This is a genomic window from Mesorhizobium sp. ES1-3 (assembly GCF_020164795.1).
Taxonomy (GTDB): domain Bacteria; phylum Pseudomonadota; class Alphaproteobacteria; order Rhizobiales; family Rhizobiaceae; genus Mesorhizobium.
This window is the reverse complement of the sequence record NZ_JAIUGW010000037.1, coordinates 18,626-32,200: the sequence shown is the minus strand read 5'-3', so window position 1 is coordinate 32,200 and position 13,575 is coordinate 18,626. Positions and strand designations below refer to the sequence as shown.

At 59.0% G+C, this 13,575-nt stretch carries 8 protein-coding genes and 2 pseudogenes; 8 read left to right on the top strand and 2 right to left on the bottom strand.

The window, feature by feature from the left end; translation table 11 throughout:
- Together LB536_RS29490 and LB536_RS29485 are read left to right on the top strand one after the other, a co-directional pair.
- Positions 1–552, top strand: a pseudogene (locus LB536_RS29490) (IS256 family transposase); the annotation flags it as partial.
- Between the two features lie 297 nt (positions 553–849).
- Positions 850–1,077: a hypothetical protein gene (locus LB536_RS29485; protein ID WP_140764205.1), complete on the top strand. Its 228-nt coding sequence runs from the start codon at positions 850–852 to the stop codon at positions 1,075–1,077.
- A gap of 72 nt (positions 1,078–1,149) precedes the next feature.
- Here the strand turns inward: LB536_RS29485 and LB536_RS29480 are convergent.
- Together LB536_RS29480 and LB536_RS31180 are read right to left on the bottom strand one after the other, a co-directional pair.
- A pseudogene (locus LB536_RS29480) lies at positions 1,150–1,869 on the bottom strand (SIS domain-containing protein); the annotation flags it as partial.
- On the bottom strand, positions 1,796–2,002 hold the full coding sequence (locus LB536_RS31180) for a hypothetical protein (RefSeq protein ID WP_263489417.1): 207 nt from the start codon (positions 2,000–2,002) through the stop codon (positions 1,796–1,798). The gene LB536_RS31180 and the pseudogene LB536_RS29480, both read right to left, overlap by 74 nt.
- 317 nt (positions 2,003–2,319) lie before the next feature.
- Between LB536_RS31180 and LB536_RS29470 the strand changes: the two genes are divergently transcribed.
- The 6 genes from LB536_RS29470 (at position 2,320) to LB536_RS29445 (ending at position 13,424) form a co-directional block, all read left to right on the top strand.
- Entirely contained in the window at positions 2,320–3,756 is a 1,437-nt protein-coding gene (locus LB536_RS29470; RefSeq protein ID WP_224598665.1) for a calcium-binding protein, read from the top strand.
- 681 nt (positions 3,757–4,437) lie between these two features.
- Positions 4,438–5,658 (top strand): glycosyltransferase family 4 protein, encoded by a 1,221-nt coding sequence (locus LB536_RS29465; RefSeq protein ID WP_224598664.1) that lies wholly within the window; start codon positions 4,438–4,440, stop codon positions 5,656–5,658.
- On the top strand, positions 5,655–6,929 hold the full coding sequence (locus LB536_RS29460; protein ID WP_224598661.1) for an O-antigen ligase family protein: 1,275 nt from the start codon (positions 5,655–5,657) through the stop codon (positions 6,927–6,929). Before LB536_RS29465 ends, LB536_RS29460 begins: the two co-directional genes overlap by 4 nt.
- The gene (gene asnB / locus LB536_RS29455; RefSeq protein ID WP_140813616.1) at positions 6,917–8,911 is read left to right on the top strand and encodes an asparagine synthase (glutamine-hydrolyzing); all 1,995 of its coding nucleotides are present in this window, start codon (positions 6,917–6,919) and stop codon (positions 8,909–8,911) included. Before LB536_RS29460 ends, asnB begins: the two co-directional genes overlap by 13 nt.
- Before the next feature lies 1 nt (position 8,912).
- Positions 8,913–11,102, top strand: a complete 2,190-nt coding sequence (locus LB536_RS29450; RefSeq protein ID WP_224598659.1) for a GumC family protein — start codon at positions 8,913–8,915, stop codon at positions 11,100–11,102.
- Between the two features lie 42 nt (positions 11,103–11,144).
- On the top strand, positions 11,145–13,424 hold the full coding sequence (locus tag LB536_RS29445; protein WP_224598669.1) for an oligosaccharide flippase family protein: 2,280 nt from the start codon (positions 11,145–11,147) through the stop codon (positions 13,422–13,424).
- Positions 13,425–13,575 lie beyond the last annotated feature (151 nt).

The window sequence follows — 13,575 nt, the reverse complement described above, 5'->3', positions numbered from 1 at the left end:
CTGAAGGTGCGCCGCGGTGGGCGGATCGTTTCGGTCGCCGTCATCATCGCCGTCGGCGTCAACGCGGACGGCCGGCGCGAGGTCCTGGGCATGGAGATTGGCACCTCGGAGGCCGAGCCGATCTGGACGGAGTTCCTGCGCAAGCTGACACGTCGCGGCCTGCGCGGCGTCAAGCTCGTCGTCTCCGACGCCCACGAAGGCCTCAAGAGCGCCGTCACCAAGGTGCTGTGCGCGACATGGCAGAGGTGCCGCGTCCACTTCATGAGGAACGTGCTGGCCCATGTCGGCAAGAGCGGCCGCAGGGTCGTCTCAGCCTTCATCGCCACCGCGTTTGCCCAAGAGACCTCGGAGGCCGCCAGCGCCCAATGGCGCGCCGTCGCCGACCAGATCCGGCCTAAGGTGCCGAAGCTGGCGACAATCATGGACGACGCCGAGCCCGACGTGCTGGCCTACATGACCTTCCCGAAGGAACATCGCGCCAAGCTCCACTCGACGAATCCGATCGAGCGCCTCAACGGCGAGATCAAGCGGCGCACCGAGGTCGTCGGAATCCATACCGCGCATGAGGTTGGCGTTTCGCCAGCATCGCAGGCGATCGCAAGGGCCAGTCCGACAGCCGCGGCGTCGGCTGGGAATTCATCCATGTCGCCATCAACGACGCCTCGCGCATCGCGTTTCTCCTTTGCGTGGTGCCATTTTCCGCGAGTAAGCGCCTCCAGACGCTTGCTTCCTTCCTGACAGATAGGTGTCCAGCGTAGAATTCAGTCGTCCAGATGCAGATCGGACCAGGTGTGTTGGAACCTAACCCATTAGCCGGCGTTGAAATTGGTCACGGTTGGGGGGCTTCTGATGCCCGTTTATCTGGTTGAGGAAATGCGGGGGAAACGTGCTGTGCGGGCCAGCAGGATTGAGGCTTCTACACCGCGCGCCGCGGCGTCCACCTTGAGCGGTCGACGCTTCACTGTGCGAAAATGGGGACGGGAATGGATTCAGGTGACCGATGAGCTATCGGGAAATGTATTTGTGTACTGCTTTGCCGAAGATGAAGAGTATAGGAAAGATACGGCGCTCGGCTAATAAGGTTATCCGGCAAATGAAATAAATAGGGATGATTGCCTCTCTCGCACGTCACTTTCGGTTTTGTTCAGCCTATTCCACCGTCACCGATTTCGCCAGATTGCGCGGCTGATCGACGTCGGTGCCCATGAACACGGCGGCGAAATAGGCGAGCATCTGGATCGGCAGCGCGTAGATGATCGGCGAGATGATTTCCGGCACATCCGGAAGCACGATCGTCTCCATCGTCTTCACGCTCACCTGTGCCGCGCCCTTGGCGTCGGTGATCAGGATGATCTTGCCGCCACGCGCCGCCACTTCCTGCATGTTGGACACGGTCTTTTCGAAGATGCGATCGTGCGGCGCAATCACGATCACCGGCATGTTCTCGTCGATCAGCGCGATCGGCCCATGCTTCAACTCGCCCGCGGCATAGCCCTCGGCATGGATGTAGGAGATTTCCTTGAGTTTTAGCGCGCCTTCCATGGCCAGCGGGAAATTGGTGTCGCGGCCGAGGTAGAGCACATCCGAATAGCGCGATATCTCACGCGCGCCCCGCTCGATCTGCTCTTCGAGCTTCAGCACCTGGTTGGCATAGCGCGGCGCTTCGGAGAGCTCCCGCACCAGGATTTTCTCCTGCTCTTTCGAGATCGTGCCGCGTGCCACGCCCGCCTGCACGGCGAGCGAGGCCAGTACTGAGAGCTGGCAAGTAAAAGCCTTGGTCGAGGCGACGCCGATCTCAGGCCCCGCCAGCGTCGGCAGCACGACGTCGGATTCGCGCGTCATGGTCGATTCGCGCACGTTGACGACGGCCATCCGTGGTGAAGTTGACGCGGTCGGCTGCGTGATTCTGCCTCGCGATGCTTTCAAGGCCCGGTTCCAAGATCGGGAGGAAGCCCGGATTGAGCCGCTCCACCTTCCTTGTGTCGATGTCGAGGCAGAGCATCCTGGTAACCACCTCGGCAAGCATTGCCGCCTGGACATAGCCAATTCCAAACACGTCAAGTCCATTCGTTCTGTTCCCGTCGGGCACGTCGAGTCGTTTTCGGGCCGGGCGGTTCAAAGGATTTGATGCCATACGCTTTTGGCTAGAAACGTTGGATGCATTCTCATCAACTCAAGTGGCGCACCATCAACTTTCGACGATTCCATGGCGATGCTGATCAAGGATTCTATCAGGCAGAGGTGCTATTTGATTTTGCCCTAACGTTTCGGTTCTTGTAGGCAGGTGTCGGGCGCTATCAAATCAGATGAGGGAATCAGATGCCTATTCTTCATTATACATCGGGTGGATCGGGCGCCGACATTGCCGCCGCCGGGTTCAACCTCGCTGACGTTCAATCGGTTGCCCAAGTCAATGCCCTGCCTACCGGCATGAAGGGCCTAGTTTGGCTGAATGAGGCAGGCGGGACAACAACGTCTTTTATCGACAAAGTCACTCCGTTCATAGGCAACTCCAAGGTGTTTGGATTCTTCCTGCTTGATGAACCCGACCCCACGGGCAAATGGCATACATACGCGAGCGCGGCGAACCTGAAAGCCGAATCAGACTGGATCCACTCCCATTTTCCGGGCGCCAAGACCTTCATCACAATGATGAACATGGGATCGTCGGCAAATCCGGACTTTTCGAACACCTACAACCCAGCCAACACCCACATCGACTATTACGGATTATCACCCTATCCGGTTCGGACGGGAACAAGCACGACCGATTACAATATGATCGATAAAACGGTCGCTGCGGCGGAGGCTGCAGGCATCCCGGCGAGTAAAATCGTTCCGGTCTATCAGACATTTGGGGGCGGCACTTGGATCACCGACACCGATGGGAAATATGTGCTTCCGTCGGCCTCCCAGGAGCAGACCATGATGGACCACTGGGCGAAGTTGGTTCCCTCACCAGCCTTCGACTATGCCTATGCTTGGGGTTCTCAGCAAGGCGACACAGCTTTGGGAGCCTCGCCAGCGCTGAGGGCTTTTTTCCTGCAGCATAATCAAAGTGTCGACGCGGTGGCGACGCAGCCTGATGGTGTCGCCACACAGCCTGCCGTTCACACATTCAAAGGCACTGGCAGATCGGATGTCTTTCATGGGACGACTGGCGCCGACACTATGATCGGGCAGGGAGGCAATGACACATATCATGTCAACAATGCAGGCGACCGGGCGGTCGAGGTGGCGCGCGGCGGTAACGATACAGTGCTGGCCTCTGTGAGTTATGCGTTGTCCGCAGGATCGCAAATCGAGCACCTCGCAACGACGAATGCGGCCGGCAAAGGGGCGATCAACCTCACGGGCAACGCGTTCGGCCAGACCATCCAGGGCAATGCCGGTGACAACATCATCAGCGGCGCCGGAGGCCGGGATGTCTTGACAGGGCACGGCGGCGCGGACGTTTTCGTTTTCAATTCCGCCCTCGGCGCAGCCAATGTCGCGAAGGTTACTGACTTCAATGTAGCACGCGACAAGATCCAGCTCGACCATGCGGTGTTTGCCGGATCGCATGCGGGCGCCCTGCCTCCGGCGGCATTCCACATCGGCACAGGTGCGCATAGCAGCGCCGAGCACGTCATTTACAACAGCACGACTGGCGCGCTTTCGTACGACAGCGATGGAGTTGGCAGCGCACATCAAGTCCAGTTCGCTACCGTTTCTCCCCATATGTCGCTCTCGGCATCATCTTTCTTGGTACTGTAGAGAGCCTCTGGCCTTGCCTCCTGGCAAGGCTTACGCTCCCTGTCCTGTCCTCCAGCGGCAGCTCTGCCGGTCGACTTTCATAGAATTTCAAGCAAGTCCACGGCTTCTCGGTGTTTGGGTGTATTCGAAGTAAGTGTCGTGCGACGCTTGGCCGAGGTACGTTTGGGCGTCCGGTCGCATCAATTTGTAGGACACTTAAACCAGCCCCCATCCACCACGAACCTTCCAGCCGAAGCGGCGTGAAGTGCCGGCGGCGCAGATTTCGCAAATTTAGTCCATCAATATGGACGTAAGCCAAGATTGTAGGTAGCGGCGAGGCGTTGCTTGCTCCTCGGGACCTGTGTCTTGGTCAAATAGGATTCCGGCCCTCATTTTCCACCGCGGCGTGCCGGCCGAGCAAGATCGCTTTCGCCTCGGTAGCGAGGTGACGACTCTCATCGATTCCATTTGTCCTGCTCCAGCGGTTGGTATTGCTGGCATCATCAAAGTGGCATCGTTTTGCATGCGGTGTCCTGCGGACGCAATGTGCTTCATTCAAACAGACGAGGACATTGGGACGGCCTGCCCCTAGCGTGGGGTTGGGTGCTAGCCGATGAAAGCGATCAAGCGGGCGATGAGGACAAATCCAAACGGGCATCACATCGTATGCTTGAACCGTCGCGCACGCGCGGGAGAGGCAGGATGAAGCCGCATCTGGCGTGTGTGGGTGGCGAGGATCACCCCCTGAGAATCCCGTTCCTATTGGCAGTGCGCGAACGGGGCTTCCGCGTCACTGCCGTTTCCAGTGACGATGGGAACGCGTTTGTGCCGCATGGGATTCCGCACCGTCGATTGTCTTTCGACCGCTTTGCCAAAGGCAGAGGGGAATTGGGTGAAATGAAAGCAATTCGCAAATTGCTGATCGAACTGCGGCCAGACATTATCCAGAGTTTCGACACCAAGCCCAACCTGTTGACGCCGCTAGCCGTACGCGGGCAGGTTCCCGTCATTCGCACGATCAATGGGCTTGGTTGGACATTCTCCTCACGCGAACCCAGGGCGCTCGCGCTGCGTCCCGTCTTTTGCGGTCTTCAAGGTCTCGCCTCGTTTTGGACTGCCGCAACCGTGTTTCAAAACCGGGATGACCAGGTCTTCTTCGAGCGCTACCGGCTGCTTGGACGCGGCGAGGGAAGGCTGATCCGAAGTTCTGGCATCGATGTAGAAGGATTCGCAACGGCAAGGCACCGCGGTCCTTCGGCCGCCACGATGCGAGAGAAGCTTGGCCTTGAGTCGGCGGAAATTGTCATATTTGTCGGCCGTCTGACCCGTCACAAGGGAATTCCAACGCTCCTTGAAGCCATCCCGCGTATCCTGACACAAAGGCCGAAAGCGCGTTTCGTGCTTGTCGGTCCGCGGGATTCCGAGGGCCCATTCGCAGTCAGGAAGTCAGATATTGACCGCTGCGCTCCTCACGTAATCGCCTTGGGCGCGAGGCGGGACGTTCCGGCGCTTCTTGGCATGGCGGATGTGTTCGCATTTCCCACGCAATATCGGGAAGGGGTTCCGCGCGTCTTGCTGGAAGCGGGATTGGCAGGATTGCCGGTCGTGGCCTCACGGATGCCAGGCTGCAATGACGTGATAGAAGACGGATGGAACGGCTATCTCGTTCCACCACGCGACGTGAATGCACTTGCGTCGAGGATAATCGACATTCTGTCCGATCCCGACCGCGGCAGACTCATGGGTAGTCGTTCCGTGGATTTTGTCAGGGAGCGGTTCGCACTCGCGGGGGTCGTCGATCAGTATTGCGATCTGTACGAAAACGTCCTCGCAAGCGCGCACGGCACTCTTTCGCGGTCAACTCCCACTGTTTTGCTGGCAAAGGCTTCGGGAAGCCGTCAACTGGACGGGGCTCGACAATGATCCGCGACGCCATCCTAGCCTGCGGCATTGTCATGTCATATGCCACGCAGCTTGTCATTCCTGGTTTGTCGACGGGCTACGCCGAATTGTTCCTAACGCTTTGGATCGCGCTTTCGGTAGGTCGACTTCTCGCAGGTGGACGCTTGGAAAGCTCCCCTGCGCTGACCCGGTTCACGATATTCTGGCTGATCCTGGCACTCGCTGTGGGTATAGGCGCCATTGTCGGTTATTTCACGACGGTGCTGGTGCTGGATCCGCTGCTGCACGATACGTTCGCATACATTCTGTTGATCGCCATCACATGCCTCACCGTTGCGGAACCGGACGCGGCGCAACGTCTGCGCCGCATTGGCTGGTGGGTCGTGGCAATCGCGACTGCGGGTTTTATCTGGCAAGTAGGGCTTGCGTGGGGTTGGGTTCACCAGTTTGGCATCGATCCATGGTACTGGGATCGCTTTTGCGGTTGGTCCGACAACCCGAACCAACTCGCGCTGTATTGCGCATTATTTGGCCCGCTCGCGCTACATCTGGCAATGACCACCGACGGTCGATGGGGTCGTTTACTTGGGCTCTGCAGTCTGATCCCGACCTTCTATCTTGGAAGGCTCACCAAAAGCGACACGTACCTTTATGCAACAATCCTGACCTGTTTGATATTTCTTGGCCTGAGGGGCCGGAACTGGCTTATGTCCAAGGGCGAAAAGCCCAGACTTTCGCGGCAGATCGGTCTCGTTTTCTTGATAGGCTGTGTGCCCTTGGCGATGGCGCTGACACCTTATGCTCTGACTGAAGTCAGCAGCGCCGCGGAGTTCGCCAAGAGCCTCACCAAGGATAAGGGCGGAGATGCGACCGCCGAAACCGCAGCGCTGCGTCTGTTCCTCTGGAGCGAGGCCTTGGACAAGGGCGTGAGATCGGGATCGCTGGGCCTTGGCCCTGGACCACATCTGGAACGCCCGCCAATTACGGATTTGCAGTTCCTGCCGCGACCCTTCGAGGCCCACAGCACCATCCTGGACCTTTACACGCAGGGCGGCCTTGTCGCGGTCCTGGCCTTGGCGTGGATTGTCACCTGCGCAGCCCTGGCGGCGTGGCGAGCGAGATCCGATGCTCTGGTCGCTCTAGCGGTGTCTATCGTGGTCTTCGGAATTCCGCATCTCATCATCCGCCATCCCGTCGTCTGGTTCGCGCTCTCTCTTTGCCTTGTCGCTCGAACGCCTCAGGCGGCTCGGCTGCATCACCTCAGCGAGGACACTACCCTATGTGTGCGATAGCCGGAATTCTCCTCGCGTCAGATGCCGCCGATGCGAGATCGCTCAGGGAGATAAGGCAAATGACCACGGCCCTTCGCCATCGTGGGCCCGATGGCGAGGGTTTATGGATGGACCGGGACGGCGGAATCGCCTTCGGTCACCGACGACTGGCCATTGTCGACCTTTCGGATGCAGGGCGCCAGCCAATGCAATCCGCGACTGAACGGTATGTCATTACGTTCAACGGCGAGATCTACAATTTTCGTGACCTGCGGCGTGTTTTGGAAAGTGCGGGCCACTGTTTCCGCGGCTCCAGCGATACCGAAGTGATGCTGTGTGCGATCGAGACGTGGGGCCTCGAAGCGGCCCTTGCACGCTTTGTCGGGATGTTCGCATTGGGCCTTTGGGATCGACAGACGCGCACCCTGCACCTTGCTCGTGACCGAATGGGTAAGAAGCCACTCTACATCGCACAGACGCACGATGCCTTGATCTTCGCGTCCGAGTTGAAGGCGATCAAATGTTTCCCCGGCTTCTCGCTCGAACTCGATGTCGGCGCGGCCACGGCCATGCTGTCAAAGGGATGGGTGCCCGATGACAGTTGCATCTGGCGCGGGGTGTTCAAGCTGTCCCCCGGCGCGATCCTATCCGTGTCTGCGGCAGATGTTGTCGAATGCCGCAGCGTCGGCTCTCTGGAAGGACGCGTCCGCCGCTGGTGGTCGTTGGCCGAAGTCGCGGTGACCGCGCGGCGGGAGCCGATCGCCGGCCCCGATGAGGAATTGACAACGGAACTGGATCAACTGCTCCGCGTTGCGGTGCGCGAACGTATGGTCGCCGACGTGCCGCTAGGCGCCTTCCTTTCGGGCGGAATAGATAGCTCAACCGTCGTCGCCCTGATGCAGGCGCAGTCTTCCAGGCCCGTCCGCACGTTCACGATTGCTTTCGACGAGAGCGGATTTGACGAGGCTCCCCATGCCGCCGCGGTTGCCCGGTATCTCGGCACGGATCATGCAGAACTTCACCTTTCGCCTGCTGCCATGCGTGACGTCATTCCGGAACTGCCGCGAGTCTGGGACGAACCGTTCGCGGATGAATCCCAAATTGCAACGCTTCTGGTGTCACGGTTGGCACGCCAACATGTCACGGTGGCGCTATCAGGGGACGGTGGCGACGAATGCTTCGCAGGTTATTCGAGGCACTTCCTGGCGGGACGGCTCAAAAGACAGCAAAACTTGCCACGTCCAGTGCGTTGGATGTTGGCGGCCGGGGCGGGATTCCTCGCCGGTGCCGCCGGCCAGGACTTCATCCGCGCCTTGCCGCTCCCGACTGATGTGGGGCATGCGTTGCGAAGTGATCGGCTTCATCGCCTTGCTCGTTTGCTGGGAGCGTCCAGCGAGAGTGAATTGATTTGGCGGCTCACGGAATCGTCCACCGGAACACTTCTCCGGCGTGACCGATCCGCCTCGCATCTCGCCGCACCACAGCTCGACGACTTGCTGTCACGTCTCCTGTTCAACGACACGACCGGCTATCTGCCGGGCGATATACTGGTGAAGCTCGACCGCGCCAGCATGGCCTGCGGTCTAGAGGGACGATGCCCCATTCTCGATCATCGCGTCGTCGAATTCGCCTGGCGGCTCCCCAACAAGGCGAAGGTTCGCCACGGCAGAGGCAAGTGGATCCTTCGCCAGCTGCTGGGCCGATATGTGCCGCAGCGTTTGACCGACAGGCCGAAGCAAGGATTTGACGTTCCGATCAGCGCTTGGCTCAAAGGGCCTCTGCGGGCTTGGGCCTCTGATCTACTCGCCGACGCCCGCGTGCATGATGACGGAATCCTTGATCTGGCACGGGTGGATGCAACGTGGTGCGCCCACCTCAATGGACATCAGGATCATGCTCGCGACTTGTGGCCGGTATTGATGTTCCAGGCTTGGCGCCAAGAGGCCTTCAGGCCGGCGCCCATATCGCGCCTGTCTCACGAAATTGAACTTACAGGGGTATGAGATGGAAGGTTCTGTAGCCAACCGGATTGTGCGAGCCAAGCAGATCGCTCTGCCTGCAAGCGACACGAACACGCTCAGGAGGCGCAAGCTGCGTGAGCGCATCGATACGCCAACCCCGTTCCATCAACTCGTCGCTGTCATCGCCAGAAGAAAGTGGTTCGTGCTCGCCATAGCCATTTTCGGCGGCGTCATGGCGGGACTCGCGGGCATTGCTCGTCCCATGCAGTTCGAGGGAACGACGCAGGTCATCATTGACGCTCCAAACAGGAATGCAGCTGCTGGCGCAACACAGTCGGTTCAAGATTTGCTGGATTCGAGCATTGATGATCATCTGACCATGCTATCCTCACAAGCCAATTTACGCCACGTACTGGCGGCGCTCGGCAAAACGGCGGCCGCCAACGGCGCTGGAAAGTCCGGTTTTGATCCGCTGCTGCCCGACCAGCATCACTCGAGTGGGTTTCTAAGCGACATGATGAACAGGCTTTGGCCGCGCACCAGCAGCGGCCCGAATAACCCGGAGGCGTTGGATGCTCCAAAACTGGAAGCCCTGCGTAATCGAATGAGGGTCGGTCAAGAGTTGCATTCGCGAGTCATTAGCATTGGTTACACCGACACCGACCCCGTACGGGCCGCAATTGTCGCAAACACGATCGCACAAGTCTATATACAAGATCTCGTTCAGCAACATCGCGCGTCGGATCAACAAGAACTCGACTCGATAGTCGCCAGTCTGCCACGCCTGCAAAAAGACCTGGTTGACGCAACCGATCGTCTGGAGACATACCGGCTTACCCACGGTGGTGTCGATCAAGCTGCGGCGAACAACGCGGCCGATGAGACAGCGGAACTCAGCAGGCAGATTGCTCTCTCGAAAGCCAATTTCTCCGCTACCCAAACGCGTCTTCATCACATCCAGGATCTGCAGAAGGCTGGGGCGTCGGCCTCGACGGTAGCGGCCGAACTTGGGTCGCCGGTATTGAACGACCTGATCAACGGCAAAGCCGACCCAACCGCTATTGATGGTCAGATCGAACAAGAAACCGCTCGTCTTGATTCGGACACGAATGTTTATAGCGCCCAGATCGCAGCCCTGGAGGCGCGCAAGGCCGTTCTCGATGCGGTCGTTGCCGATACCGCTAGTCGGCTTTCCGGCTTGCGAGCACTCGAGCCTCAGGTCGCAATCGCAACCCAACACTACAACGATCTCTTGGGCCGGCAGCAGGATTTGATACACCGCATCGCAGCGCCATCGCCTGGAGTCGCGATCCTCTCGGCGGCATGGCCACCGTCGGCGCCGAAAACACTCCCGCCGATTTTCCTGATCCCCCCCGGAATGATTGTGTTCGGTCTGCTGGGCGCGGTCTTCGTTCTGGCACGCAATCACTTCAACAAGACTCTGCGCAGCGAAGCCGAGGCCGAAATGGCGCTCGACATTCCATGCGTGGGGCTTCTTCCTAAAGTACGCAGACTGCATGCAAGGGAATTGCGCGACATGGTTCTTGGTCAACAGAGCTCGGCGCTTAGTCGCGCTGTCATGTCCCTTCTCGTCACCGTAGTGCCGACTCAAGGGAGAGGCCGCCCACCGCATTTGCTCCTCGTCACCTCCAGCATCCGGGGGGATGAAAAGACCGAACTTGCCTGGAGTCTGGCGCTGGCCGCGACGCGTCTGGGAGGCAGGGTGCTCTTGCTGGACCTTGAGCGCAAGAACACACGGCTCACGACCGAGTTCCGCGAGGAATTCAAGAATGTGGATGCCAGTGGTTCTTTTGGGGACTATGTGAGTGGGCGCTGCACCTTGCAGGATGCAATCGCAAAAATCCCGGCGCTTGGTGTTGACCTGATAGTCGCACCGCGAGTTGGGGATGACCTGTTGGCTCAGCTGTCGACAGCCGATAGTTGTCAATTCGCCGATGAACTCCGCTCGATTTACGCCGCCATCATTGTGAATGGGCCATTGGACCTTGGTGGCCCGGAAACAAGACTTCTGACGCATTGGGCAGACACTGTTCTGCTGACTGTTCGTTGGGCCAAGACACCGCGAAGTCTCGCGCGCGCTGTTGTGGATCTCCTCCAGAGCGGCGCGGCTGCGTCCGTTCCGATGGGAAGCGTCCTCACCCAGGTCAATCTCAAGAAGCATGCGCGTTATCGGTTTGAGGACGGCGCCGATCTCCTCGTCGAGAAGACATGATGTGCCTCGCCAACATCCCCTGCCAGCACTGTCTTGGAATCCGTGGAAGCGTATCGTCAGATTGGGTTTGATCCACACATGATCATTGAAATCTTCGGACCTCCAGGATCGGGCAAAACGACGTTCGCTCACGCGCTTGCTCGCCGGCTGCGTCATTCGGGATATCGAGCAAACGTAACGCTCAGCTATAGACCCAGCGAAGCGGCGGGCAATTCGTACTTCCTGGGGGCACGCTTGTTTGTCTTCCGTGTGTTGGCCGCGATGGTCTCCACAGCAAGGATATTGGCGTCGTCCAAGGGAAGAAAGGAAGACCTTGCTACGGCCTCATCGATGGTGAGGTTGATCCCGCCTGGAAACCGGTTCTGGCGTGCTCGTCTATGGCAATACATATTGCACCTGTCGCGTAGCTGGCGCCAGGCAAGGCAGGCGCCTGATATAGTAATATTCGATCAAGGCTACGTGCAGGCGGTCGGCTCTTTGGCGATGTTCAACGGAGCCGCCGACAGCACATTGCTTGCCAAGGTGCTCAGTCTAACGCCGCCTGCCGATCTCACAATCAGGATCGCCATGCCTTATGAGGTGGTTGAGACGCGTTTGCGCCAAAGAATCACCCGCGAACTGCCCGCGGAGCGCGTATTCGAAGCAGACCCTGAAATTAACATGCGCTCTTTCGGCGTTTTCCAAGCGATAGACAGCATTCTTCTGGCGTCCGGTCGAAAGGTAGTTTCAGTTGACACTCTCAACGACCAAGCCACGGCGGAAGGTTTCCGCCGCGTCGAGCAGGAAATCCTTTCAGCAATTCCGCGAACAGACAGCATCGCAGCGGTAGCAGGCCCGAAAAAGGAGGCACCCGACCTCGCGGCCAGCAGCCTTGCTCGCGATGCACATGCGACGTCAGCGTCAGCTGTCGTTGCAGGTTCACAACACCCGCGATCCAATGCAGCCGATCGCGTAAAGGCGGTTTTGCTTCCCAAGCAAGACGTTGGTTGGCACCTTGCCCAGGCGAGCCTCTTTGCCCTGTTGATCTATATCGCCGGGGCCGGCCTCACCAGCGTGGCGCAATTATTGATTGCGCGGCTCATCGGCCCTCGCAATTACGGCATTTATTCGTACGTGCTGGCGTGGACCTCGGTGCTGGCCTACCTGGCAACGCTTGGGTTCAACGTTTCATTGTTGCGTTTTGTGCCAGCTTATCGGGCCAACGGGCGGCTTGATCTGGCAAAAGGTGTAATCGCCTTCGCCCTGCGATGGTCGCTGACGACGGCGACGCTGCTTGGTCTGCTCGGCGCCACGTTGATATTCTTCTATTCGGATCATTCGCAGAAAGGTCTTGTAGTTAGCAACTTCTTGGGGATGGCAGCGGTGCCGCTGATTACCGCCTATGCGTTGGGGGCGACCCTGGTAAGGGCCTATGGCGGCGTTGTATCGGCCCTGCTGCCCGAACGGATCGTGCGCGACGGTCTCCTGGTCATACTGGTCGGGATTGCCGCCAAGTCCGGACTTCGCGCTGTGGACGCGCCCCTCGTGATGTTGACGGTAGTGATGAGCTCAGTGATGACGGTCGCACTAGTGTTTCTTACGGCTGCCAGGATTCAGCCGCCTGGTTTGCGCCTCGCACACGCCAGCTATGCCGCCAAGGAGTGGTGGTCCTCGGTCCCGCCGCTGACGCTCATTACCGGGCTTGACGTATTTGTTAGCAGAGCTGGAGTGATGGTGCTGGGTTGGACCGATCACATCCGCGAAGCTGGGGTTTTCGCCTTGGCCTTGAACGTTGCACTCCTTGTGGGCCTCTCGCGTATCGCCGTCGGTACGATGTTTTCGCCCACCGCAGCCGATCTGTTTGCTCGCCGCGATCGACAAGGACTGCAACAGCTCTTTGCGCGCGCTACCCTGCTTTCCCTCGGGGGCGCCATTGTAGTGGCAATTCCTCTGCTCGTAATAGTAAAGCCTTTGTTGGGCTTCTTCGGAGAGGGGTTCGTGGCCGGCGCTCCGATCGCGCGCGTGCTGATTTTTGGCTACTTCTTCGTGGCGCTATGCGGACCTCAGCAGAATCTGCTCACGATGACGGGAAACGAGTGGGCTGCCGCTTCCACCATGATCGCTGGTGCGACAGCCAACGTCATAGCCTGTGCCGTGGGCGTGGCGATATATGGTCCAATCGGAGCGGCAGTGGGTGTCGCAGTTGCCCTGGCCGTGTGGAACACGGCCATGGCTATCTACATTAGCAAGCGGCTGAAGATCCTGCCTGGGCTCGTGTTTGCGCTGACATCGCTCAAGCCAGACGGGCTCGGTAAGCTGGTACGGTATCGTTTCTTGCGCTGACAAGACAACTTAAAGAGCAACTGTAGACCGCAGCATGGGCGTGATGAAGCGCGTCACGTTGCCCTGACCTTGCCTAGGCTCGCCATAATAGCAACCATGCAAAAGCTTGTCGTTCAAACGCGCTCATCAGGGACGACCGAAAATGGGCGGC

Excerpts from the sequence above, each read along its gene's own strand:
- LB536_RS29485 (WP_140764205.1), top strand. The coding sequence starts at position 850 with ATGCCCGTTTATCTGGTTGAGGAAATGCGGGGGAAACGTGCTGTGCGG.
- LB536_RS31180 (WP_263489417.1), bottom strand. The coding sequence starts at position 2,002 with ATGCTCTGCCTCGACATCGACACAAGGAAGGTGGAGCGGCTCAATCCG.
- LB536_RS29470 (WP_224598665.1), top strand. The coding sequence starts at position 2,320 with ATGCCTATTCTTCATTATACATCGGGTGGATCGGGCGCCGACATTGCC.
- LB536_RS29465 (WP_224598664.1), top strand. The coding sequence starts at position 4,438 with ATGAAGCCGCATCTGGCGTGTGTGGGTGGCGAGGATCACCCCCTGAGA.
- LB536_RS29460 (WP_224598661.1), top strand. The coding sequence starts at position 5,655 with ATGATCCGCGACGCCATCCTAGCCTGCGGCATTGTCATGTCATATGCC.
- asnB (WP_140813616.1), top strand. The coding sequence starts at position 6,917 with ATGTGTGCGATAGCCGGAATTCTCCTCGCGTCAGATGCCGCCGATGCG.
- LB536_RS29450 (WP_224598659.1), top strand. The coding sequence starts at position 8,913 with ATGGAAGGTTCTGTAGCCAACCGGATTGTGCGAGCCAAGCAGATCGCT.